Genomic DNA, 21,476 nt, shown 5'->3' on the forward strand with positions numbered 1-21,476 from the left:
CTTCTGTCGGCTGATAGTCTTGGCCGCTGGTCAGGGCAGCAGGTGGACAGGGCGCCAGTTACAAGGGAATGCCGTTGTCACGCCCGGCGTTGAGACTTCCCCCACGGGGGACCGGCCGGAGGAGGTGGGGCTGAAATGGATCGAAGTCGACCGTGCAGTACCACCCGCTCTTCCGCCAGGTAACCGCGTCTTTCGACCGAGGCTTTCCGTACCCGGCCCGCAGCCGGGCAAACACGTGAAGTCGACGGCATTCGACACGACGGAAGAGCGTCTCGTCTCTGCTTGATCTGTGTCAGTAGCGAAGGCTGTCACCGCGACGGTGCGGTGCCGCCCGCTTTGCGGACGTGACTTGAGAGCCGTACGTCCCCATTCCGGGCAGTTCCACCCCCGCGCGGCAGCCGCGTTGCCAAGGAGCCTGCCATGTCGATGATCCGTGACCTGCGTGCCGCCGTCCGCCCCCAGCTCCGCAAGGACCGGGCGCCCTACGCCACGTACGACCCCACCCGTGACGCCACCGCCACCGCAGTGGTCGACTGCGCCGTCTACCGCGACGGCCGCCGCGTCAAGCCCGCCGTGGACGGGGCGGTCCTCACGCCGCATGACGCGATGCTGCAGGTGCGCCGCGACGGCGGCTTCGCCTGGATCGGTCTGCACGAGCCGACCGAGGCCGAATTCGCCGGTATCGCCGCGGAGTTCGGGCTGCACCCGCTGGCCGTCGAGGACGCCGTCCACGCCCACCAGCGGCCCAAGCTGGAGCGGTACGACGACACCCTCTTCACCGTCTTCAAGACCATCCACTACGTCGAGCACGCCGAACTCACCGCGACCAGCGAGGTGGTGGAGACCGGCGAGGTGATGTGCTTCACCGGGCGGGACTTCTTCATCACCGTGCGGCACGGCGGCCAGGGCTCCCTGCGGGCCCTGCGGCACCGGCTGCAGGACGACCCCGAGCTGCTCGCCAAGGGCCCCTCGGCCGTACTGCACTCCATCGCCGACCATGTGGTGGACGGCTACATCGCGGTGGCCGACGCCGTGCAGGACGACATCGACGAGGTCGAGATCGATGTCTTCTCACAGCCCGGCAAGGGCAGCCCGCGCGGCACCGACGCCGGGCGGATCTACCAACTCAAGCGTGAGGTACTGGAGTTCAAGCGCGCCGTATCGCCGCTGCTCCGCCCCATGCAGCTGCTCAGCGAACGGCCGATGCGGCTTGTCGACCCCGACATCCAGAAGTACTTCCGCGATGTCGCCGACCACCTCGCGCGCGTGCAGGAGCAGGTCATCGGCTTCGACGAGCTGCTCAACTCGATCCTTCAGGCCAACCTCGCGCAGGCGACCGTCGCGCAGAACGAGGACATGCGCAAGATCACGTCCTGGGCGGCCATCGTCGCCGTACCCACGATGATCTGCGGTGTCTACGGCATGAACTTCGACTACATGCCCGAGACGAAGTGGGAGTACGGCTACCCGATGGTGATGGCCGGCATCGCCGCCGTCTGCTTCGTTATCCACCGCACCCTCAAGCGCAACGGCTGGCTCTAATAAGCTGCCGGACATGAGTGACTCCCGGCCCGACCCGCTCCACGCCGATCTCCTGGACAAGGCCCTCGTCGAGGAGGCCACCAAGAAGTCCGGCCTGATCTGGGTCGCCGGGACCGAACCGGCGCGCGCCCTGTGGCATGTGTGGCACGACGGCGCCGCCCATGTGATCGGCGACGGCCCCGGCGAGCAGCCGCTGCCGGGCCTCGCCGACGGTGCGAGCGCCGAAGTCACCGTGCGCAGCAAGGACAAGGGCGGCCGGCTCGTCGCCTGGAGTGCCAAGACCGTGGAGCTGACCCCGCACTCGGACGGGTGGGAGGCCGCCGTCGCCGAGCTCAAGGGCAAGCGGCTCAACGCACCGGACGGCAAGCAGATGACCGAGCGCTGGGCCCGCGAGTGCCGGGTGCTCCGCCTGGAGCCGCAGTCGGTGAGCACGGTGCCTCCGGAGGGGTCTCTCGCGGCCGCCCCGCTGCCGACGACGGCGACGACCCGGGAGCCGATCCCGGGGGCGCTGCCGCGGATCCTGTTCAAGCGCAAGAAGCGGTAGCGCTACACGGAGTGGTGCGCCGCGTCCCGTAGCTCTGCGGCACGGAGCTCCGCGACCCCGCAGCGCTCGTCGGCACAGGGCGCTATGACGTGGGCAGCTGCTTGCCGTAGTCCACCGTCTGATCCTTGTCCGGCTCCTTGAGCTCGAACGGCTTGTCCCAGTCGGTCAGTTGGAGGGTGCCCGCGCCGCCCGCGCGCTCCAGGCGCAGCGGGTAGGGGCGGCCGTCCAGGGAGACGGCCAGGGTGCCGCCGGAGCCCTTGTCGCCGCTGATGGTGATGGTGCGCTTGCCGTCCGCCCGGCCGCGCTCGCCCTTGGCCAGCTTGCCGTGCAGCGTGAGCAGCCCGTCGAGCAGCAGATCCTTGTCCGTGAAGCCGCTGAGCTGCTTGTACGCCGCGTCGCCCTGCGGCACCTTCACATACTTGCCGTCGAGCTTGCCCGCCGCGGCGTCGTCGGCCTTGCCCGGCTCGTCACGGCCGCCCTGGGAACCCTTGCCGCCCTGGGTGTTCCAGAACTCGGCGTCGGCCTTCAGATAGAGCTGGCCGTCGACCCGGAGCAGCTCGAAGGTGCGGTCCTTGGAGCGGACCTCGCCGCTGCCGCCGTCACCGGTGAGCTTCATGTCGAGCTTGTACGTGGCGCCCTTGCTGACCACCGAACCGGCGAGCCGTACCGAGCCCGCGTCCTTGGCGGCCGCCTGCGTCTTCGCCTCGATCTTCGCTGCCGAGAGCTTGCCGACGCCGTTGGTCCCGGCGTCCGGGTCCTCGTCGGCACCGCATCCCACGAGCCCCGTCATCCCGGCGACCAGACCGGCGCACACGGCACCGGCGAGTGTGGTGCGGCGGGCTCGGCCCAGGGCGGTTGCAGTCACGTGCGGCGCTGCCTCTCATGCGGGTGTCCGGGGCGACAGTACGGCAGCGTACCCGTGGCCACTACGCCATCCGGCAGGGAGCCTTCCGGACGCCCCACCAGGGCGTATCCGACCGGGACGGGCTAGCCTGAACCCCGTAATACGCCATATATAGGGACGAAAAGGAGGCGTGCAGTATGCCGGCAGGCGCCCCCCGCATCTTTGTCTCGCATCTGTCCGGCACCGCCGTTTTCGACCCCAACGGCGACCAGGTGGGCCGTGTCCGCGATCTGGTCGCGATGCTCCGCGTCGGGCGCCGGCCCCCGCGCCTGCTCGGCCTGGTCGTGGAGCTCTCCACCCGGCGCCGGATCTTCCTGCCCATGACCCGGGTCACCGGCATCGAGTCGGGCCAGGTCATCACCACCGGCGTACTCAATGTGCGGCGCTTCGAGCAGCGGCCCACCGAGCGCCTGGTCATCGGCGAGCTGCTCGACCGCCGGGTGCGCCTCGTGGACTCCGATGAGGAAGTGACCGTCCTCGACATCTCCGTACAGCAGCTGCCGGCCCGCCGGGACTGGGAGATCGACCGGGTCTTCGTACGAAAGGGAAAGGCCGGCGCACTACGGCGCAAGGGCGAGACCCTGACGGTCGAATGGTCGGCCGTCACGGGATTCTCGCTCGAAGAACACGGCCAGGGCGCCGAAAACCTGCTCGCCACCTTCGAACAGCTGCGCCCCGCCGACCTCGCCAACGTCCTGCACCACCTCTCCCCCAAGCGCCGTGCCGAAGTGGCGGCCGCCCTCGACGACGACCGCCTCGCCGACGTGCTCGAAGAGCTTCCCGAGGACGACCAGATCGAGATCCTCGGCAAGCTCAAGGAGGAGCGGGCCGCCGACGTCCTGGAGGCGATGGACCCGGACGACGCCGCCGACCTGCTCGGCGAGCTGCCCGAGGAGGACAAGGAGCGGCTGCTCGGACTGATGGAGCCGGCGGACGCGGCCGACATGCGGCGCCTCATGCAGTACGAGGAGCGCACGGCGGGCGGTCTGATGACGACCGAGCCGATCGTGCTGCAGCCGGATGCCACCGTCGCCGACGCGCTCGCCCGGGTCCGCGAGCCCGATCTGTCCCCCGCCCTCGCCGCCCAGGTCTATGTCTGCCGCCCGCCCGACCAGACCCCGACCGGCAAGTATCTGGGCCTGGTGCACTTCCAGCGGCTGCTGCGCGACCCGCCGTTCACCCTGGTCGGCTCGATGCTCGACAAGGATCTGCAGACCCTCGACCCCGAGACCCCGCTGCCCGCGGTGACCAGTTTCTTCGCCACCTACGACATGGTGGCGGCGCCCGTCGTCGACGAGAGCGGCTCGCTGCTCGGCGCGGTGACCGTGGACGACGTACTCGACCATCTGCTGCCGGACGACTGGCGCGAGACCGAATTCCACTCCGGGGAGGTGGGCCATGTCCCTGGCTGAACGCGACCGGGAGCGGGAGCCCCGCACCGAGCCACGCACACGTATCCGCCTCGACCTGCCGCGCGCGCCTCGGCGCAAGCTGCTCCCGGAGTACGACCCCGAGGCCTTCGGGCGCCTCTCGGAGAAGATCGCCCGCTTCCTCGGCACCGGACGCTTCATCGTCTGGATGACGATCCTCATCGTCCTGTGGGTGCTGTGGAACGTGCTCCTGCCCAAGGAGCTGCGCTTCGACGAGTACCCCTTCATCTTCCTGACCCTCATGCTCTCCCTGCAGGCGTCCTACGCGGCCCCGCTGATCCTGCTCGCGCAGAACCGGCAGGACGACCGGGACCGGGTCAATCTGGAACAGGACCGCAAGCAGAACGAGCGGTCCATGGCGGACACCGAGTATCTGACCCGGGAGATCGCCGCGCTGCGGATGAACCTCGGCGAGGTCGCCACCCGCGACTGGATCCGCTCGGAACTGCAGGACCTGGTCCGGGAGATGGAGATGCGGCGCGAACTATTCCCGCCCGAGCCCGCCTACCGGGGTGACGAAGGCGACCGCCGGTAGCCCTTCCCGGACCGTCACCCGTCCGCCGTACCATTCCTGTATGGCTACCGACACGTATCCGACCGAGGACGCGATCCAAGAAGCGCTCGCGACGGTCAACGACCCCGAGATCCACCGGCCGATCACCGAACTCGGCATGGTGAAATCGGTCGAGATCGGCACGGACGGTGCGGTGGCCGTGACGGTCTATCTGACGGTCTCCGGCTGCCCGATGCGCGAGACCATCACCACTAACGTGACCGAGGCCGTCGCCCGCGTCGAGGGCGTCACCTCGGTGGACGTCACGCTCGACGTGATGAGCGACGAGCAGCGCCGTGAGCTCGCGAGCGCGCTGCGCGGCGGCACCGCCGAGCGCGAGGTGCCCTTCGCCAAGCCCGGATCGCTGACCCGGGTGTACGCGGTCGCGTCCGGCAAGGGCGGCGTCGGCAAGTCGTCGGTGACGGTCAACCTGGCGGCGGCGATGGCCGCGGACGGACTGAAGGTCGGCGTCGTCGACGCGGACATCTACGGCCACAGCGTGCCCCGCATGCTGGGCGCCGACGGCCGCCCCACCCAGGTGGAGAACATGATCATGCCGCCGTCGGCGAACGGCGTGAAGGTCATCTCGATCGGCATGTTCACCCCGGGCAACGCCCCGGTGGTGTGGCGCGGCCCGATGCTCCACCGCGCCCTGCAGCAGTTCCTCGCCGATGTCTACTGGGGTGACCTCGACGTCCTCCTTCTCGACCTGCCGCCCGGCACCGGTGACATCGCCATCTCAGTGGCCCAGCTGGTGCCGAACGCCGAGATCCTGGTCGTGACGACCCCGCAGCAGGCCGCCGCCGAGGTCGCCGAGCGCGCGGGCTCCATCGCCGTCCAGACCCACCAGAAGATCGTCGGCGTCGTCGAGAACATGTCGGGCCTGCCCTGCCCGCACTGCGGCGAGATGGTCGATGTCTTCGGCACCGGCGGCGGCGAGAAGGTCGCCGAGGGGCTCACCAAGACCACCGGCGCCCAGGTGCCCGTGCTCGGCTCCATCCCGATCGACGTGCGCCTGCGCGAGGGCGGCGACGAGGGCAAGCCGGTCGTCCTGACCGACCCCGACTCCGCCGCGGGCTCGGCCCTGCGCGCCATCGCGGGCAAGCTCGGCGGCCGCCAGCGCGGCCTTGCGGGGATGACCCTGGGGATCACGCCGAAGAACAAGTTCTGAGAGCCGCAGCCGTACCGAAGGGGGCGCCGTCACTGCTGACGGCGCCCCCTTCGGCGTCCGGCCGGCTCCCGCGCGGCTACTGCCCGTCGTACGCCGCGATGTCCTTGACGACCGAGAAGCCCAGGCCGTACGCGCTCATGCCGCGGCCGTACGCCCCCAGGTGCGCGCCCGACTGCGTCGAACCGGCGAGCACCCAGCCGAACTCGGACTCGCGGTAGTGGAACGGCGTGGGCACCCCGTCCACGGGCAGGGTGAGCGTCGTCCAGTCCTCGCCGCCGAGGTCGTCCGCGAGCACCCAGGCGGTCTCCGTCTGCTGGTCGAGCCAGTCGTCGCGCAGGGTGTGGTCCATCTGGCTCGGCCAGGTGAAGGTCAGCAGTCCGACTCCGGCCAGCCAGGCGGCGGAGGAGACCGAGGTGGCCTCCAGGACGCCGGTGCCGTCACCGCTGCGCCGCACCGGGCTGGCCGCGACGGTCACCACCACCGCGAACCGCTCCCGCTCCCGCTCGGCGTCCGCACGCACCGACGGCTCGTCGCCGTGGCCGATCGAACCGTGCTCGACCGTGCCGTCCGCCGCGGCGCCGACCTGCATCAGCCAGCGCGGGCCCGTGAAGGCCTCGTCCAGGCCGTACCACGGGAACGGCGCCAGCAGATAGCCGTCGACCGCACGCGCCCCTGTATGACTCGTCGTCTCCATGTACCCGGCCGCCTCCTCGTTCTCTGTCGGTCCGGAGCGGCCCGCCCCCCTCGGGCGTCCTGAGTCCGGACAACAACAGAGGAGAATAGCCACCCTGGTTCGCCGAGTTGGATTGCGCCGGGGTGCGCGGGTCGTCGCACGGCCGGAACCGGGTGCTTACCGGGCCTGAATGCGCCCGCCGGCGCGGGGGTTCAGGTGGCGTCCGAGTCGAACGGCGGACGCTCGCCCGGGTCCAGGTTCTGCGGCCGCTTCTGAAGGTCGGGGCCGCCGCCCTTGCTCATGTTCGGGCCCGCGCCGGAGGAGCCGGCCGAACTCGGGGAGGCCACCGATTCGCTGTCGTGGCCGTTCACCGCGTCCGTGACGTCGGCCATCTCCTTGCGCAGGTCGAAGCCGTTCCGGATTTCCTTGAGCCCCAGGTCGTCGTTGTCCAGCTGCTTGCGGAGATACGTCTTGGGGTTGAGGTCCTCGAACTCGAAGTCCTTGAACTCCGGGCCGAGCTCCTCGCGGATGTCCCTCTTGGCACTGTCCGAGAACGCACGGACCTTGCGGATGAACCCGGAGATGTCCTGGATGACCTTGGGCAGCTTGTCCGGGCCGAAGACGAGCACGGCAAGGACCACGAGCGTCACCAGCTCAAGTGCGCCTATGTCATTGAACACCTTGCAGCTCCTTGCGATGTCCGCGGCCCGTTGGCAGGAGGTCCGATCCGAGGTACGGGCCGGAACAACGGTACCCGCCCTTCCTGTACTGCCGGTACTGTCCCGGGGCGCTCGGGGCGACGTCCGGATGGATGTCCGCCGGCGGCGGCCCGGGAACCGGCCGGGGCCGACGGTCAGCCGCCGGCCGCACCGAGCACCAGGGACAGGGTCTTCTCGTCGCCGCCGCGCTTCAGGGTCAGCTCGAGACGGTCGCCGGGGCGGTGGGCGCGGATCTTGACGATCAGCTCCTCGCCGGAGTGCACCCGCTGGCCGTCCACCTCGGTGACGATGTCGCCGGGCTCGATGCCCGCCTTGTCACCGGGCCCGCCGGGGCTGACCGCCGGACTGCCGTCGGCGCCCTGCTTCGCCACCCGGGCGCCGTCGCCCGTGTACTTGGTGTCGAGGGTGACCTCGATGACCGGGTGGGTGGCCTTGCCGGTATTGATCAGCTCTTCGGCGACACGCTTGGCCTGGTTGATCGGTATGGCGAAGCCGAGGCCGATGGAGCCGGACTGGCCGCCTTCGAGCTCGGAGCCGCTGCCCGCCGAGCGGATGGCGCTGTTGATCCCGATCACCCGGGCCTTGTGGTCGACCAGCGGGCCGCCCGAATTGCCGGGGTTGATGGGGGCGTCGGTCTGGAGGGCGTCCACATACGAGACATCGCTGCCGTCGCCCTCTTCGCCGCCCGCGGTGATGGGCCGCTCCTTGGCGCTGATGATGCCGGAGGTCACGGTGTTCGACAGGTCGAAGGGGGCGCCGATGGCCACCACCGGGTCGCCGACCTGCACATTGTCCGAGTTGCCGAGGGGCAGCGGCTTCAGGCCCGAGACACCGCTGACCTTGACCACCGCCAGGTCGTAGCCCGCGTCACGGCCGATCACCTTCGCCTCGGCGGTCTCGCCGCCGCTGAACGTCACCGATATATCGCCCTCGCCGCCGTCGCCCGCGGGCTCCACCACGTGGTTGTTGGTGAGGATGTGGCCCTTGTCGTCGAGCACGAAGCCGGTGCCGGTGCCCTGGGCGCTGCCGCCGCTGACATGCAGCGTGACCACGCTGGGCAGCGCGCTGGCGGCGATGCCGGCGACGCTTCCCGGGGAACGCTCCTTGGACTCCCTGTCCGCCTGCGGGAGTTCGACGGTGCTGACGCCGCCGTTCCGCTCCATGTACGCGCCGATGCCGCCGCCGATACCGCCCGCGACGAGGGACAGCACGAGGGCGGCGAAGAACACCCGGCCGCGCCTTGGCTTACGTGCGGCGGCGGTCCCGGGCCCGTCGGGGTGCAGCAGCGGCTGATGCTGCAGGTGCGGCTGCGGCTGGGGCTGCGGAGAACGCCACGGGTCGTACTGCTGCCACTGCCCGTGCGGGTCGTGGCCGTGCGGGTCGTGGCCGTGCGGCTCTTGGCGGTGCGGCTCTGGGGCGTAGGGCTCCTGGGAGTGTCCCTGCCCGGGTCCGGGTCCGTGGCCGTGTTCCGTGGCGGGCGGCGGGGAGGGGTGCGGGACTCCGGCGTGGGGCGCCTGCTGGGTACTCGTGTGGGGTGGCGCCTGCTGGGCGCCCGTGTGCGAAGTCGCCGGGTTTCCTGCGTACGGCGGGGCAGGTGTGCCCTGCGGCGGGGTGCCCGCGGGCTGCGGCGGAACGGGCGTGCCCTGCGCGGGAGTCGCCGCCGGGTGCTGCACGGGCGGGGCGGGGGCCCAGGGCCCGGGCTCGCCGTAAGGGGGCGTGCCGTACGGATCGGGGTCATGCAGCGGCTTCGGCCGGTCGGCGGAGGGGTGCGCAGGGTCGGCGGAGCAGTCCGTACGGTCGCCGGAGAGGCCCGCGGCGTCACGCGCGGAGTGCGCGCCGTCGTCCGTCGGCGCGGCGTCACGGACTGCCGGCGCGGGAGCGGCGTCACGTACCGCCGAGTCCTGGGCGCGGGACACCTCGTCGGACACGGCGGCCGCCTCGTCACGCTCAGCGCCGGAAGGCGCGGGCGATCCGGACTGGGCGGACTGCGCGGGCCCTCCGGGCTGTGCGGGCTGCACTGACTGCACGGGCTGCTCTTGTGTGGTCGAACCGGCTTCCGTGGACGGGGAGTTGTCGCCCGTCCGCCCCATGTCGTCCGGCGCGGACGGCTCCTGGGCGGCCGCCTCGTCCGGCACCCGCCCCCGCGAGGCCGGGCGGCTCCACCACTTCGCCTTCGGCCCTGCGGGCTTGCCCTCGTCCATGCTCTCCCCACCACTGGTCCGCGGCACGGTCCCGCGGGCAGCCACGCGGCATCGCGCCGCAACGATCAGAGTCCTCGACTCCGCGCCCCCTATGACGGGCACGGCCCACCAAGGATTCAACCAGGTTTGCGAACGCTCGTGCAGACGGCCGGGTCAGCGGCGGGACGAAAGGGCCGTGCCGAGCGAGGGCGAGGGCAGCGCCGATGGCGGCGTGGCCAGGAACGGTGAACTCTTCGACGGGCCCGCCCGGCCGCCGTCGTCCGTACCGGCCGGGAACTGCGGGGTCCCGGAGGCCGGACGTATCAGCGGGGAGAGGGCGGCCGAGCCGGTGAGCATCGGCGAGGCGGGTGGTCCCTGGAGTCTGGGCGGCCGGTCACCCGGCAGTCCCGGCACTCCGGGAGCGGCCACTCCGGTGGAGTCGACCGGCGCCGCGAGTGCCCCTGGCCGGACTCCCTGAGCCCCTGCGGAGGGCGGCCCTCCGCTCCCGCGGCGCCGCTGCGAATCGGGCGCGGTGGAGCTGTTCGTGCCCTGGGTGCGCATGGGGCTGGCCTTGGAGCCGCGGGCGTCCGCGGAGGCCGAGGCATCGGCCGGGGCGGGAACGCCCGTGGACACCCCGCCGAGTGCGATCGCCGCCAGCGAGACGGCGCCCGCCGCGGCGAAGGCGAACCGGCGCCCGCGCGATCCGGACGGACGGTCCTGCGCGGGGCGGCCGACGTCATGGATGCGGAAGCCCCGCTCACGGCTGCCGCCCGGCAGACCGCGGTCCCGGCTCCCGCCGGGCAGGATTCCGCCGTGCGTCCCCGACGGGGCGTAACCGAAGCTGTCGTGCCGGACGCCGAAGACGCCCCCGGCGCCGGGGCCGAAGAAGGCGTCGGTGACGGAGCCGCCGAAGCCGTCGCCGCGGCCGTCGTCACCGTCGGCGGACAGGCCCTGCAGCCTGGCCAGGAAGTTCTCGGAGGGGGGCGGCGGGGCCGTCGAGGCGAAGTAGGTCTTCAGGCGTCGCTGCGCGTCGGCCTCCGCCTTGCACTTGGCGCAGGTCGCGAGGTGTGCGAGGACGCGCTCGCGCGTGTCATGGCCCAACTCGCCGTCCACCAGGGCGGCCAGCCGGTCTCCCAGATGCTGCTCGGCGGGGGTCGGACGTGATCCACTCACGCGGTCGCGCCCCCTCCTCCCAGAGCGGGCACACCGGTGACCGCGAGCGAACGGCGCTCGGCACGGGCCTCGGGCGACCGGTGCTGCAGGGCCTTGCGGAGCTGGGAGCGGCCGCGGTGGATACGGCTGCGGACCGTGCCGAGCTTGACGCCGAGGGTGGCCGCGATCTCTTCGTACGACAGACCCTCGATGTCGCACAGGACTACTGCGGCACGGAACTCGGGCGCCAGGGTGTCGAGCGCCTGCTGGACGTCGGCGTCGAAGTGCGTGTCGTTGAAGACCTGCTGCGGGTTGGGCTCGCGGCTGGGCAGGCGCTCCGCCGCGTCGTCGCCGAGGGCGTCGAAACGGATGCGCTGGCGGCGCCGGACCATGTCCAGGAAGAGATTGGTGGTGATGCGGTGCAGCCAGCCCTCGAACGTGCCGGGGGTGTACGTCGACAGTGAGCGGAAGACGCGGACGAAGACCTCTTGCGTGAGGTCTTCGGCGTCGTGCTGATTGCCCGTCAGACGGTAGGCGAGGCGGTAGACCCGACCACTGTGCGTGCTGACGATCTCCTCCCAGGTGGGCGGAGTCCACGCCTGCGATTCCGCATCGGCGGCAAAGGTCGCGGTCTGTGCGGAGTCGGTGGCGCGGGATCGGTCAGCGGTGTTGGTCACGGATTTCGGCTCGCCCGCCGACCGGAGGAAACGGCGCCGCAGACGCGACAGCCTCCCTCGGTCACCGGCCGCAGCCGCACCTCCCCTGTCGGCTCTGGTGGTGTCCAGTGGAGCCCCTACCATAGCCACCTCGCCCGTTAGCTCCGGATAAGCGTTTTTACGTGAATTTGGAAAACGGGCCATGGTCTCCCGCCTTTCCTTCTCACCCCTTCCTAACGCCCGGTCCCATCTGCGGGTTCCCGGCCCCAACGGATACAGTCACCGGCAGGCCGAAGGCCGCCGACCACGGGGACAGGAGAGGGTCATTACCGCCAACCGGCAGACGAGCTGGGCGTTCGCCGACGCCTTTGTCGCCGAGGACGAAGCACTGCACTGGGCCCGCGAGCGGGCCCGGGAGTCAGGCCTTCGCCCGGTGTCGCCCGGCACCGGTACCGCCCTGCGGATGCTCGCCGCCACCGCGGGCGCCAAAGCCGTCGCCGAGATCGGCACCGGAACCGGGGTCTCCGGCATCCATCTGCTGCACGGCATGCGCCCCGACGGCGTGCTCACCACGGTCGACCCCGAGCCGGAGCGCCAGCAGTTCGCCCGCCAGGCCTTCCGCGCCGCCGGCTTCGCCAGCAACCGTGCCCGGTTCATCCCCGGCCGCGCCCTCGACGTACTGCCGCGTCTCGCGGACAGCGGATACGACCTCGTCTTCTGCGACGGCGACCGCATGGAGTGCCTCGACTACCTCGCTGAATCGTTGCGCCTCTTGCGCCCCGGCGGTCTCGTCTGCTTCGAGGGCGTCTTCGCCGACGGCCACACCGTCGACTCGGGACCGCAGCCCGCCGAGGTCGTGAAGCTGCGTGAACTCCTGCGCACCGTGCGCGAGAGCCACGATCTGGTGCCGTCGCTGCTGCCCATGGGCGACGGACTGCTGTGCGCGGTGAAGCGGTAGACCGCACGGAAGCGGTGGGCCGCGGGACAGCGGCGGACCGCACGCAAGCGGTGGCCGCGGGACGGCGGCAGGCCATGGTGCGGCGACAAAGCGGGGCGGATACGACACTGCCCCGGCACGCTGTTAGTGTGCCGGGGCAGTTCAAACACCTATGAACGGTGTGCGCGTCCGCGTCAGCCGACGACCTTCTTGAGGGCATCGCCGAGAGCGTCGGCCTCGTCTGGAGTCAGCTCGACGACAAGCCGACCGCCGCCTTCGAGCGGAACGCGCATGACGATGCCCCGCCCCTCCTTGGTCACCTCGAGCGGGCCATCGCCCGTCCGCGGCTTCATGGCCGCCATGCTCGTTCCCCTTCCTGAAACCAGCTCATCGCAGCCGACAACCCAGGTGTCACCGGCATCGAACACATTGCTTCCAGGCCATTATCCCGCATCGCAGGACCCGATGACCAACATCAGTCGGCATCGCTTGCGCAACGCGCTTGAGCAAAACCACTCAATTCGGCGATGTGGCTGCGATACTGCGCCGCCCCGCACACCCCACCGGTCACCAATTGTTTGACGCAGGTCACATGCCCGGGCACATGTCGGGCGCTGATGATCTCCGCCATGCTGTGCTGTGACGACGCTGTGCCACGCGCGCTCACCGCCATGAGCCGCACCGACGGAGGGGACCCACCATGGCCGACACCGTGCTCTACGAGGTGAGCGACGGACTCGCGACGATCACCCTGAACCGTCCCGAGGCCATGAACGCGATGAACACCGAAGCGAAGGTCGCCCTGCGCGAGGCGGTCCAGGCGGCCGCCGCGGACTCCGCGGTGCGCGCCGTTCTGCTCACCGCCACCGGGCGCGCCTTCTGTGTGGGCCAGGACCTCAAGGAGCACATCGGCAGCCTGGCCGCGGACCGTGAGGCGGGCACGGGCCGGACCATGAACACGGTGCGCGAGCACTACAACCCCGTGGTCCGTGCGCTCACCGAGATGCCCAAGCCCGTCGTGGCCGGGGTCAACGGCGTGGCCGCGGGCGCCGGCTTCGGCTTCGCGCTCGCCGCCGACTACCGCGTGGTGGCGGACACCGCGTCGTTCAACACCTCGTTCGCCGGGGTCGCGCTCACCGCGGACTCGGGGGTGTCGTGGACGCTGCCCCGCCTGATCGGCCAGAGCCGCGCCACCGACCTGCTGCTCTTCCCGCGCGGCATCAAGGCCCAGGAGGCGTACGACCTGGGCATCGCCAACAAGGTCGTGCCCGCGGACACGCTCGCCGCCGAGGCTGAGCAGGTGGCACGGACACTGGCCGCGGGGCCGACGCTCGCGTACGCCGCGATCAAGGAGTCGGTGGCGTACGGCGCGGGGCACACCCTGAGCGAGGCGCTCGACAAGGAGGACGAGCTGCAGACCAGGGCGGGCGCGTCCGAGGACCACCACATCGCCGTGCAGGCGTTCATCGCCAAGGAGCAGCCGAAGTACCTCGGCCGCTGAGCACGCCCCACGGGGCGCGCCCTTGAAAGGCGCGTCCCTAAGAGGTGCGGCGGGCCGCGCACTTCTCCAAGTGGTCGTCCACCAGACCGCAGGCCTGCATCAAGGCGTACGCCGTCGTGGGGCCGACGAAGCGGAGGCCGCGCTTCTTCAGCTCCTTGGACAGGGCCGTCGACTCGTCGGTGATCGCCGGGACGTCGGAGAGGGTGCGCGGGACGGGGCGGCCGGCCGCGTCCGGTGCGTACGACCAGATCAGGCGGTCGAGTTCGCCGGCGGGCCAGTCGGCGAGCACCTTCGCGTTGGCGAGGGTGGCGGCGATCTTGGCGCGGTTGCGGATGATGCCCGGGTCGGCGAGGAGGCGCTCGGCGTCCTTGTCCGTGAACGCCGCGACCGAGGAGATCTTGAAGTCCGCGAAGGCGCGCCGGAAGCCCTCGCGGCGGCGCAGGATCGTGATCCAGGACAGGCCCGACTGGAACGCCTCCAGGCAGAGCCGTTCATAGAGGGCGTCGTCGCCGTGGACCGGGCGGCCCCACTCCTCGTCGTGGTACGCGACGTAGTCCTCGGTCGACAGGGACCAGGGGCAGCGCAGTACGCCGTCGGGGCCCCGCTGTGCGGCTCCTTCCGTCACTTCTCCGGCTCCTCGGGTGCGGCGGGCGGGCCCGCGGGCGGCGGGGTGTCCTGCGGCTCGTCGAACAGGCGCCGGTGGCCGCCGACCGCCGTGGCGTGCGCGCCCGCCAGTGAGGCCTCGAGCTCGGCGATCCGGGAGTCACGCTCGGCGAGTTCGGCGCCGAGACGGCTGAGGGCGTCGTCCACGTCCGCCATGCGGTAGCCGCGCAGGGCGAGCGGCAGGCGCAGCGATTCGACGTCCGCGCGGTGCACCGGGCGGGCGACCGGCAGCGGGTCGGCGAGGCGCTCGGGCTCGGCCTCGGGCAGCGGCGTCGACTCACCGCCGCCCACGACGGCGAGCGTGACCGCGGCGACCACCACGACCAGCGCGATGAGCAGGAACCAGAACACGACCATCTCCCGGGTGCGTCCGCGCGCCGGTCCCGGGCCGGGCCGCCGGACACGCGGTGACTGCGGACTGAAAGAGTCTCTCCGTCTGATCGTGCCATGTGCCACCGACAGTTAAGGTCGCAGGCGACCGATGCGAGGAGGAATCAGGGGATGCGCAAGCCGCTGCGGCTCGGACGGCGCGAGTTCGACGCGTACGAGCCGGTGATCATGGCGATCGTCAACCGGACCCCGGACTCCTTCTACGACCAGGGCGCCACGTTCCGCGACGAGCCCGCCCTCGCGCGCGTGGAGCAGGCGGTCGCGGAGGGCGCCGCCATCATCGACATCGGCGGAGTCAAGGCGGGCCCCGGCGAAGAGGTCACGGCCGACGAGGAGGCCCGCCGCACGGTCGGCTTCGTCGCGGAGGTACGGCGGCGCTTCCCCGACGTGGTGATCAGCGTCGACACCTGGCGGCACGACGTCGGCGCCGCGGTGTGCGAGGCGGGCGCCGATCTGCTCAACGACGCGTGGGGCGGGGTCGACCCGAAGCTGGCGGAGGTCGCCGCGCGTTATGGCGTCGGGCTCGTGTGCACGCACGCGGGGGGCGCCGAGCCGCGTACGCGCCCGCACCGGATCGCGTACGACGACGTGATGGCGGACATTCTGCGGGTCACCCTCGGACTGGCCGAGCGGGCCGTGGAGTTGGGGGTGCCGCGCGAGTCGGTGCTCATCGACCCGGGCCATGACTTCGGCAAGAACACCCGGCACTCCCTGGAGGCGACGCGGCGGCTCGGGGAGATGACGGAGACCGGGTGGCCGGTGCTCGTCTCGCTGTCCAACAAGGACTTCGTGGGCGAGACCCTGGACAAGCCGGTCAAGGAGCGGGTGATCGGAACCCTTGCGACGACCGCGGTGTCGGCGTGGCTGGGGGCCCAGGTGTACCGGGTGCACGAAGTCGCCGAGACCCGGCAGGTGTTGGACATGGTGGCGACGATCGCGGGCCACCGCGAGCCCGCGGTGGCCCGGCGGGGACTGGCCTGAGCCGTCCCCCGCCCCTCGCCCCTCCACAAGAGCCGCCGGTGGCCGGTGGCCACCAGGGGCTAGCGCCCCACTTCCTTCGTGACCAGGCCCACCGCCTCGTCCACGTCGTCCGTCACGTGGAACAGGAGCAGGTCCTTCTCGGAGGCCTTGCCGCCCGCGATCACCGTGTTCCGCAGCCAGTCGACCAGGCCGCCCCAGTACTCCGTGCCGAACAGCACGATCGGGAAGCGGGTCACCTTGCGGGTCTGGACCAGGGTGAGCGCCTCGAAGAGCTCGTCCAGGGTGCCGAGGCCGCCGGGCAGGACCACGAAGCCCTGCGCGTACTTCACGAACATCGTCTTGCGGACGAAGAAGTAGCGGAAGTTCACACCGATGTCGACGTGCGGGTTGAGGCCCTGCTCGAAGGGGAGCTCGATGCCGAGGCCGACGGAGACGCCCTTGGCCTCGCGCGCGCCCTTGTTCGCGGCCTCCATGGCGCCCGGGCCGCCGCCCGTGATCACCGCGAAGCCGGCGTCGACCAGGGCCTTGCCGATCTCCACACCCGACGCGTACTCGGCCGATCCCGGTGGGGTGCGCGCGGAGCCGAACACGCTGATCGCGGGCGGCAGTTCGGCCAGCGCGCCGAAGCCCTCCACGAACTCCGACTGGATGCGCATGACCCGCCAGGGGTCGGTGTGCACCCACTCCGAGTCGCCCTCGGTGTCGAGCAGCCGCTGGTCGGTGGTGCCCGGCTTGACCTGCTCACGCCGCCGCACCACCGGCCCGAGGTACTGCTCCTCCGGCGGACCCTGCGCTTCCGGACTGCCCATGAACATCCCCTTACGCTGACAGTGTTGCTGCTCCAGCGTAGGCGGACAGGGGTGACGAACGGCGTAATTAAGGGCGAGATCAGGATGTCAGCCAGGCTCGCAGGCGCTCTTCGGCGGCCAGCACCTTCGAGGTCTGCACCCGCTCGTCGGCCTTGTGCGCGAGCAGCGGCTCACCGGGGCCGTAGTTCACCGCGGGCACGCCGAGGGCGCTGAAGCGGGAGACGTCGGTCCAGCCGAACTTGGGGCGCGCCTCGCCGCCGACGGCCGCCATGAAGGCCGCCGCCGCCGGATGGTTCAGGCCCGGCCGCGCACCGCCCGTGTGGTCGTCGACGATGAACTCCTCGACGCCGCAGTCCGCGAAGTAGTCCCGTACGAAGGCCTCGGCCTCCTCCTCGGTACGGTCGGGCGCGTAACGGAAGTTGACCGTGACGGTGCACGCGTCGGGGATCACGTTCGTCGCCACGCCGCCCTCGATACGGACCGCGTTGAGGCCCTCGTGGAAGCGCAGTCCGTCGACCTCCGGCGTACGCGGCTCGTATGCGGCGAGCCGGGCGAGGATCGGGGCGGCCTTGTGGATCGCGTTGTCGCCCATCCAGGCGCGCGCCGAGTGCGCCCGCTCGCCGGTCACCTTGAGGAGGACCCGCAGGGTGCCCTGGCAGCCGCCCTCGACCTCGCCGTCGGTCGGTTCGAGCAGTACCGCGAAGTCGCCCTCGATCCACTCGGGGTGGGCTTCGGCCACATGCCCGAGGCCGTTGAGGTGGGCGGCGACCTCTTCGTTGTCGTAGAAGACGAAGGTGAGGTCGCGGTTGGGCTCCGTGACCGTCTGCGCGATCCGCAGCTGGACCGCCACTCCGGACTTCATGTCGCAGGTGCCGCAGCCCCACAGGACGCCGTCCTCGTCGAGCCGCGAGGGCACGTTGTCCGCGATCGGCACGGTGTCGATATGCCCGGCGAGGATCACACGCTCGGCGCGGCCGAGGTTCGTACGGGCCACCACGTTGTTGCCGTAGCGGTCGACGGTGAGGTGCGGCAGCGCGCGCAGGGCCGCCTCGACCGCGTCGGCCAGGGGCTTTTCGGTGCCGCTCTCCGAGGGGAAGTCGACGAGCTGCGCGGTCACACGCGCGGCGTCCAAGGCGAGGTCAAGCGGGGTTTCAGGCATGCCACCGACCCTAGACGTTCCCTTCACATAAGCACTGTCACGGCCGAATGCCGGACTCCAGTACGGTTGACCGCGTGCCCGAGCAGCCCCCCACCCTCTTCAGGCGCGGCCGCCTCCTGCGGATCGCTGCGGCCGTCGCCGTGCTGCTCGCGCTCGCCGGATATCTCCTGGTCCAGTACGAGGGCGGCGGCAAATCGGCCCCCAGGTGCCGGGTCGTATCGGCCGGCGGCGACGGCGCCTCGTACGAAATGAGCACCCAGCAGGCGCTGAACGCGGCGACGATCTCCGCGGTCGGCACCTCGCGCGGTATGCCGGAGCGCGCCGTGACCATCGCGCTCGCCACCGCCCTGCAGGAGTCGTCCCTGCGCAACATCAGCCACGGCGACCGCGATTCGCTCGGGCTCTTCCAGCAGCGGCCCTCGCAGGGCTGGGGCGACAAGAAGCAGATCATGGACCCGGTGTACTCGGCGGGGAAGTTCTACGAGCACCTGGACAAGGTCCCCGGCTACTCACGCCTTCCGCTCACGGTGGCCGCCCAGCGCGTGCAGCGCAGCGGCTTCCCGCAGGCCTATGCCAAGCACGAGCCGGACGCCGCGCTCCTCGCCGCCGCCCTGACGGGCCGGGCCGCGGCCACCCTGACCTGTGACGCCGAGCCCGCCACTGGCCCCGGCGACCCGGCGAAGGTACGGGCGGCGCTCACCCGGGACTTCGGCGCCGATGTGCTGCCGCGGACCCAGGCCGCGGGCGCCGGGCACACGCAGGACGGCAAGGCGCCCGTCGAGCAGCGCACCGTGACGGTGCCGGTGACCGCGGCCGTGTCCGCGGACGGCGGTGACGGGCGGCGCGGCTGGGAGCTGGCGCACTGGGCGGTGGCCCACTCGTCCGCGTTGCACATCGAACGCGTCTCCTACGGAGGCCGCGAGTGGGCGGCGTCGGATTCCGGGCACACCTGGCACAAGGCCGAAGACGGACAGACGGCCGACGGCAAGAGCGGCGCGGACGAGGTCCTGATCGTCACCGCCCAGTAGTGCGGGCCATCACTCGATGGTGGGAGCCGGGTCAGCGTACGGCGACGGTGTGCGCGTGTTTTCGAGCCGTCGGCCCACCGGTCCTCAAATCCCTTGAGAACAAAGGGAAGTGAGGGTTCTGCAGCCCTCTGCGGTCCGACCGGTTTGCCCGTTGTTTGACCGCTTTTATCCGCAGCTGATTATGCGACGCATTGCCAACTCTTTACGTTGCCGTCCCGCAACCTTCGAGGGCTTCGAGCGGTAGTCACGGCGTCCGTAGGCCGGTGCATGCCGGACTCACCAAGCGGACACACCACGTTCTCTTCGTCAAGCAAGGAGCATCATGTCCCTCCCCCTGACCCGCCGGATCGCCCGTGCCGCGCTGCTCAGCGCAGCGGGTGCAGCTTCCGTGGTCGGTGCGGCCGGCTCCGCGAGCGCCGTTGACCTTCCGGCCACCCCCGACCTGGGCGGGCTGACCGCGCTTGACGGCGGCGGCCTCGGCAACACCGTCGACGGTGCGGCACAGAACGTCAGCGGTCTCGCGGGCGAGGCCGGCAGCAAGGCCGTCAAGAAGGCCGTGCCCACCGCCGGCAAGACCGTCGGCAAGGCCGGCAAGACCGCCACCCCGGCCGCCCAGAAGGCCGCGGGCGACATCGCGGGCAGCGCGGGCGAGGTGCTCGGCGAGACCGCCGGTGCCGCGACCGAGGGCGGGCTCCCGGCCGACCTGCCGGTCGCCGGCGGTGGTCTGCCCACCGACGGCCTGACCAAGGGCGGCCTGCCGGGCGTCGGCGGCGGCCTGCCCACCGACCAGCTGCCGGTGAAGGGCCTCCCCCTCGGCTGAGCGGTCCTGAATACGCCTGGAGGGCCTGGGAGTTCATCACTCCCAGGCCCTCCGCGCGTGATACGGACGGCGGTTACGACAGCCGCTCGACCGCCTGGGCCACCCGCTCGTCCGTAGCCGTGAACGCGACCCGCACGAACTGCTCGCCCGCCGGGCCGTAGAAGTCGCCGGGGGCCACCAGGATGCCGAGCCGTGCGAGCCGGTCCACCGTCTCCCAGCAGTTCTCGCCGCGGCTCGCCCACAGATACAGGCTCGCCTCGCTGTGCTCGATGCGGAAGCCATGGGCGAGCAGGGCGTCGCGCAGGGCGCTGCGGCGGGCCGCGTACCGGGCGCGCTGCTCGGCCACATGCGCGTCGTCGCCGAGCGCCGCCACCGTGGCCGCCTGCACCGGCGCGGGCGTCATCATGCCGCCGTGCTTGCGGATCTGCAGCAGCTCGCCGAGCACGTCCGCGTCACCGGCGAGGAACGCCGCGCGATAACCCGCCAGGTTGGACCGCTTGGACAGCGAGTGGACCGCGACGATGCCTTCGTACGAACCACCGCAGACGTCCGGGTGCAGCACCGAGACCGGCTCCGCCTCCCAGCCGAGCTCCAGGTAGCACTCGTCGGAGAAGAGCAGCACGCCGTGCTCGCGCGCCCAGGCCACCGTGCGGGTCAGCTCGTCCTTGGAGAGCACCCGGCCGGTCGGATTCGAGGGCGAGTTGAGCCAGAGCAGCTTCAGGCCCGTGGGGTCGAGCTCGGTGGGCTCGTCGTACGCCACGTACTCGGCGCGGGCCAGACGGGCGCCCACTTCATACGTCGGGTACGCGAGGCGCGGATAGGCGGCCTTGTCGCCGGGGCCCAGGCCCAGCTGGGTCGGCAGCCAGGCCACCAGCTCCTTGGAGCCGACCACCGGCAGGACGTTGCGGTGCGTGACCTCGCGTGCGCCCAGGCGGCGTTCACACCAGCCCGTGATCGCGTCGCGCAGCTCAGCCGTACCCCAGACCGTCGGATAGCCCGGGCTGTCGCTCGCGGCCGTCAGGGCTTTCTGGACCAGCTCGGGCACCGGGTCGACCGGCGTGCCGACCGACAGGTCGACGATGCCGCCCGGGTGCGCGGCGGCCGTCGCCTTGTACGGCTCCAGCTTGTCCCAGGGGAAGACGGGAAGGCGCGAAGAGACCGCGCCCACGACTGGACTCACGGGGCTGCTCACTTTCCGTTGCGTACCAACGCCTCGGTCCCGTACGGCGGTTGGTGCCGTACGGGACCGAGGCGGTGCACTGGCTGCCGGTTACTGGTTCTGCGGCGGCAGTGCGGCGATGAAGGGGTGGTCGCGCTCGATCAGGCCGAGCTTGCTGGCGCCACCGGGCGAGCCGAGCTCATCGAAGAACTCGACGTTCGCCTTGTAGTAGTCCTTCCACTCCTCCGGAGTGTCGTCCTCGTAGAAGATCGCCTCGACCGGGCACACCGGCTCACAGGCTCCACAGTCGACGCACTCATCCGGGTGGATGTACAAGGACCGCGAGCCCTCGTAGATGCAGTCGACCGGGCACTCCTCGATGCACGCCTTGTCCTTGACGTCGACACAAGGCTGCGCGATGACGTAAGTCACGCTGTCGTTCCTCCTCGATAGGGCGCTGGCGGGCCTCCTCAGGCTCCGCCGCCTGGCGCGCGGGAGCGCGGCG

24 protein-coding genes are annotated in these 21,476 nt (G+C 71.1%); 10 read left to right on the forward strand and 14 right to left on the reverse strand.

Annotated features, from left to right (window positions below):
- Positions 1-420 precede the first annotated feature (420 nt).
- Positions 421-1,542, forward strand: coding sequence for a magnesium and cobalt transport protein CorA (locus ACFQVC_RS12360; RefSeq protein WP_381830035.1), 1,122 nt, complete (start codon positions 421-423; stop codon positions 1,540-1,542).
- Between the two features lie 13 nt (positions 1,543-1,555).
- Positions 1,556-2,086 (forward strand): hypothetical protein, encoded by a 531-nt coding sequence (locus tag ACFQVC_RS12365; RefSeq protein ID WP_381830037.1) that lies wholly within the window; start codon positions 1,556-1,558, stop codon positions 2,084-2,086.
- 82 nt (positions 2,087-2,168) lie between these two features.
- Here ACFQVC_RS12365 and ACFQVC_RS12370 read toward each other — a convergent pair whose 3' ends face one another.
- Positions 2,169-2,951 carry a hypothetical protein gene (locus tag ACFQVC_RS12370; protein ID WP_381830039.1) on the reverse strand — a complete coding sequence of 261 codons (783 nt, stop codon included), beginning with the start codon at positions 2,949-2,951 and terminating at the stop codon, positions 2,169-2,171.
- Positions 2,952-3,127: 176 nt separating this feature from the next.
- Here ACFQVC_RS12370 and ACFQVC_RS12375 point away from each other — a divergent pair, with 176 nt between their 5' ends.
- The 3 genes from ACFQVC_RS12375 to ACFQVC_RS12385 are packed head-to-tail and all read left to right on the forward strand — an operon-like array spanning position 3,128 to position 6,144.
- Positions 3,128-4,402, forward strand: coding sequence for a magnesium transporter MgtE N-terminal domain-containing protein (locus tag ACFQVC_RS12375; protein WP_381830041.1), 1,275 nt, complete (start codon positions 3,128-3,130; stop codon positions 4,400-4,402).
- Positions 4,389-4,955 carry a DUF1003 domain-containing protein gene (locus ACFQVC_RS12380; RefSeq protein ID WP_381830043.1) on the forward strand — a complete coding sequence of 189 codons (567 nt, stop codon included), beginning with the start codon at positions 4,389-4,391 and terminating at the stop codon, positions 4,953-4,955. Before ACFQVC_RS12375 ends, ACFQVC_RS12380 begins: the two co-directional genes overlap by 14 nt.
- A gap of 40 nt (positions 4,956-4,995) precedes the next feature.
- Positions 4,996-6,144, forward strand: a complete 1,149-nt coding sequence (locus ACFQVC_RS12385) for an Mrp/NBP35 family ATP-binding protein (protein ID WP_381830045.1) — start codon at positions 4,996-4,998, stop codon at positions 6,142-6,144.
- A gap of 76 nt (positions 6,145-6,220) precedes the next feature.
- Here the strand turns inward: ACFQVC_RS12385 and ACFQVC_RS12390 are convergent, their stop codons facing one another.
- The 5 genes from ACFQVC_RS12390 to sigE all read right to left on the reverse strand — a co-directional run bounded on the left by ACFQVC_RS12390 (position 6,221) and on the right by sigE (position 11,668).
- Complete coding sequence (locus tag ACFQVC_RS12390) at positions 6,221-6,838, reverse strand: hypothetical protein (RefSeq protein WP_381830047.1); 618 nt, start codon at positions 6,836-6,838, stop codon at positions 6,221-6,223.
- Positions 6,839-7,029: 191 nt separating this feature from the next.
- Positions 7,030-7,497 (reverse strand): sec-independent translocase, encoded by a 468-nt coding sequence (locus ACFQVC_RS12395; protein WP_381830049.1) that lies wholly within the window; start codon positions 7,495-7,497, stop codon positions 7,030-7,032.
- Between the two features lie 173 nt (positions 7,498-7,670).
- On the reverse strand, positions 7,671-9,737 hold the full coding sequence (locus ACFQVC_RS12400) for a trypsin-like peptidase domain-containing protein (protein WP_381830051.1): 2,067 nt from the start codon (positions 9,735-9,737) through the stop codon (positions 7,671-7,673).
- Between the two features lie 153 nt (positions 9,738-9,890).
- Entirely contained in the window at positions 9,891-10,889 is a 999-nt protein-coding gene (locus ACFQVC_RS12405) for an anti-sigma factor family protein (RefSeq protein ID WP_381830053.1), read from the reverse strand.
- Positions 10,886-11,668 (reverse strand): RNA polymerase sigma factor SigE, encoded by a 783-nt coding sequence (sigE, locus tag ACFQVC_RS12410; RefSeq protein WP_381830055.1) that lies wholly within the window; start codon positions 11,666-11,668, stop codon positions 10,886-10,888. The genes ACFQVC_RS12405 and sigE overlap by 4 nt, the downstream gene beginning before the upstream one ends.
- A 58-nt stretch (positions 11,669-11,726) precedes the next feature.
- Here sigE and ACFQVC_RS12415 point away from each other — a divergent pair, with 58 nt between their 5' ends.
- Complete coding sequence (locus ACFQVC_RS12415) at positions 11,727-12,482, forward strand: O-methyltransferase (protein WP_381830057.1); 756 nt, start codon at positions 11,727-11,729, stop codon at positions 12,480-12,482.
- 173 nt (positions 12,483-12,655) lie between these two features.
- Here the strand turns inward: ACFQVC_RS12415 and ACFQVC_RS12420 are convergent, their stop codons facing one another.
- On the reverse strand, positions 12,656-12,823 hold the full coding sequence (locus ACFQVC_RS12420) for a DUF3117 domain-containing protein (RefSeq protein ID WP_003966491.1): 168 nt from the start codon (positions 12,821-12,823) through the stop codon (positions 12,656-12,658).
- A 113-nt stretch (positions 12,824-12,936) separates the two neighbouring features.
- The gene (locus ACFQVC_RS12425) at positions 12,937-13,092 is read right to left on the reverse strand and encodes a hypothetical protein (RefSeq protein WP_381830059.1); all 156 of its coding nucleotides are present in this window, start codon (positions 13,090-13,092) and stop codon (positions 12,937-12,939) included.
- Positions 13,093-13,161: 69 nt separating this feature from the next.
- Here ACFQVC_RS12425 and chcB point away from each other — a divergent pair, with 69 nt between their 5' ends.
- Complete coding sequence (gene chcB / locus ACFQVC_RS12430; RefSeq protein WP_381830060.1) at positions 13,162-13,962, forward strand: 2-cyclohexenylcarbonyl CoA isomerase; 801 nt, start codon at positions 13,162-13,164, stop codon at positions 13,960-13,962.
- A gap of 37 nt (positions 13,963-13,999) precedes the next feature.
- Here the strand turns inward: chcB and ACFQVC_RS12435 are convergent, their stop codons facing one another.
- Together ACFQVC_RS12435 and ACFQVC_RS12440 are read right to left on the reverse strand one after the other, a co-directional pair.
- Positions 14,000-14,587, reverse strand: a complete 588-nt coding sequence (locus tag ACFQVC_RS12435) for a DNA-3-methyladenine glycosylase I (protein ID WP_381830061.1) — start codon at positions 14,585-14,587, stop codon at positions 14,000-14,002.
- Entirely contained in the window at positions 14,584-14,982 is a 399-nt protein-coding gene (locus tag ACFQVC_RS12440) for a DivIVA domain-containing protein (protein ID WP_381830062.1), read from the reverse strand. The genes ACFQVC_RS12435 and ACFQVC_RS12440 overlap by 4 nt, the downstream gene beginning before the upstream one ends.
- Positions 14,983-15,126: 144 nt before the next feature.
- Between ACFQVC_RS12440 and folP the strand changes: the two genes are divergently transcribed.
- On the forward strand, positions 15,127-15,996 hold the full coding sequence (folP, locus tag ACFQVC_RS12445; protein ID WP_381830063.1) for a dihydropteroate synthase: 870 nt from the start codon (positions 15,127-15,129) through the stop codon (positions 15,994-15,996).
- A 59-nt stretch (positions 15,997-16,055) separates the two neighbouring features.
- On the opposite strand, the gene ACFQVC_RS12450 is transcribed toward folP, so the two are convergent.
- On the reverse strand, positions 16,056-16,805 hold the full coding sequence (locus ACFQVC_RS12450) for an LOG family protein (RefSeq protein ID WP_381830065.1): 750 nt from the start codon (positions 16,803-16,805) through the stop codon (positions 16,056-16,058).
- Between the two features lie 79 nt (positions 16,806-16,884).
- On the reverse strand, positions 16,885-17,964 hold the full coding sequence (dapE, locus tag ACFQVC_RS12455) for a succinyl-diaminopimelate desuccinylase (RefSeq protein ID WP_381830067.1): 1,080 nt from the start codon (positions 17,962-17,964) through the stop codon (positions 16,885-16,887).
- A 74-nt stretch (positions 17,965-18,038) separates the two neighbouring features.
- On the opposite strand from dapE, the gene ACFQVC_RS12460 reads away from it, so the two are divergent.
- On the forward strand, positions 18,039-18,992 hold the full coding sequence (locus tag ACFQVC_RS12460; RefSeq protein WP_381830069.1) for a heavy metal transporter: 954 nt from the start codon (positions 18,039-18,041) through the stop codon (positions 18,990-18,992).
- A 322-nt stretch (positions 18,993-19,314) separates the two neighbouring features.
- Positions 19,315-19,812: an ATP-binding protein gene (locus ACFQVC_RS12465; RefSeq protein ID WP_381830071.1), complete on the forward strand. Its 498-nt coding sequence runs from the start codon at positions 19,315-19,317 to the stop codon at positions 19,810-19,812.
- Between the two features lie 73 nt (positions 19,813-19,885).
- Here the strand turns inward: ACFQVC_RS12465 and ACFQVC_RS12470 are convergent, their stop codons facing one another.
- Both ACFQVC_RS12470 and fdxA read right to left on the reverse strand, forming a co-directional pair.
- On the reverse strand, positions 19,886-20,980 hold the full coding sequence (locus ACFQVC_RS12470) for a bifunctional succinyldiaminopimelate transaminase/glutamate-prephenate aminotransferase (RefSeq protein ID WP_381830545.1): 1,095 nt from the start codon (positions 20,978-20,980) through the stop codon (positions 19,886-19,888).
- Positions 20,981-21,082: 102 nt separating this feature from the next.
- Positions 21,083-21,403, reverse strand: a complete 321-nt coding sequence (fdxA, locus tag ACFQVC_RS12475) for a ferredoxin (protein WP_018089397.1) — start codon at positions 21,401-21,403, stop codon at positions 21,083-21,085.
- Positions 21,404-21,476 lie beyond the last annotated feature (73 nt).

It is taken from the genome of Streptomyces monticola, assembly GCF_042665355.1.
GTDB lineage: Bacteria > Actinomycetota > Actinomycetes > Streptomycetales > Streptomycetaceae > Streptomyces > Streptomyces monticola.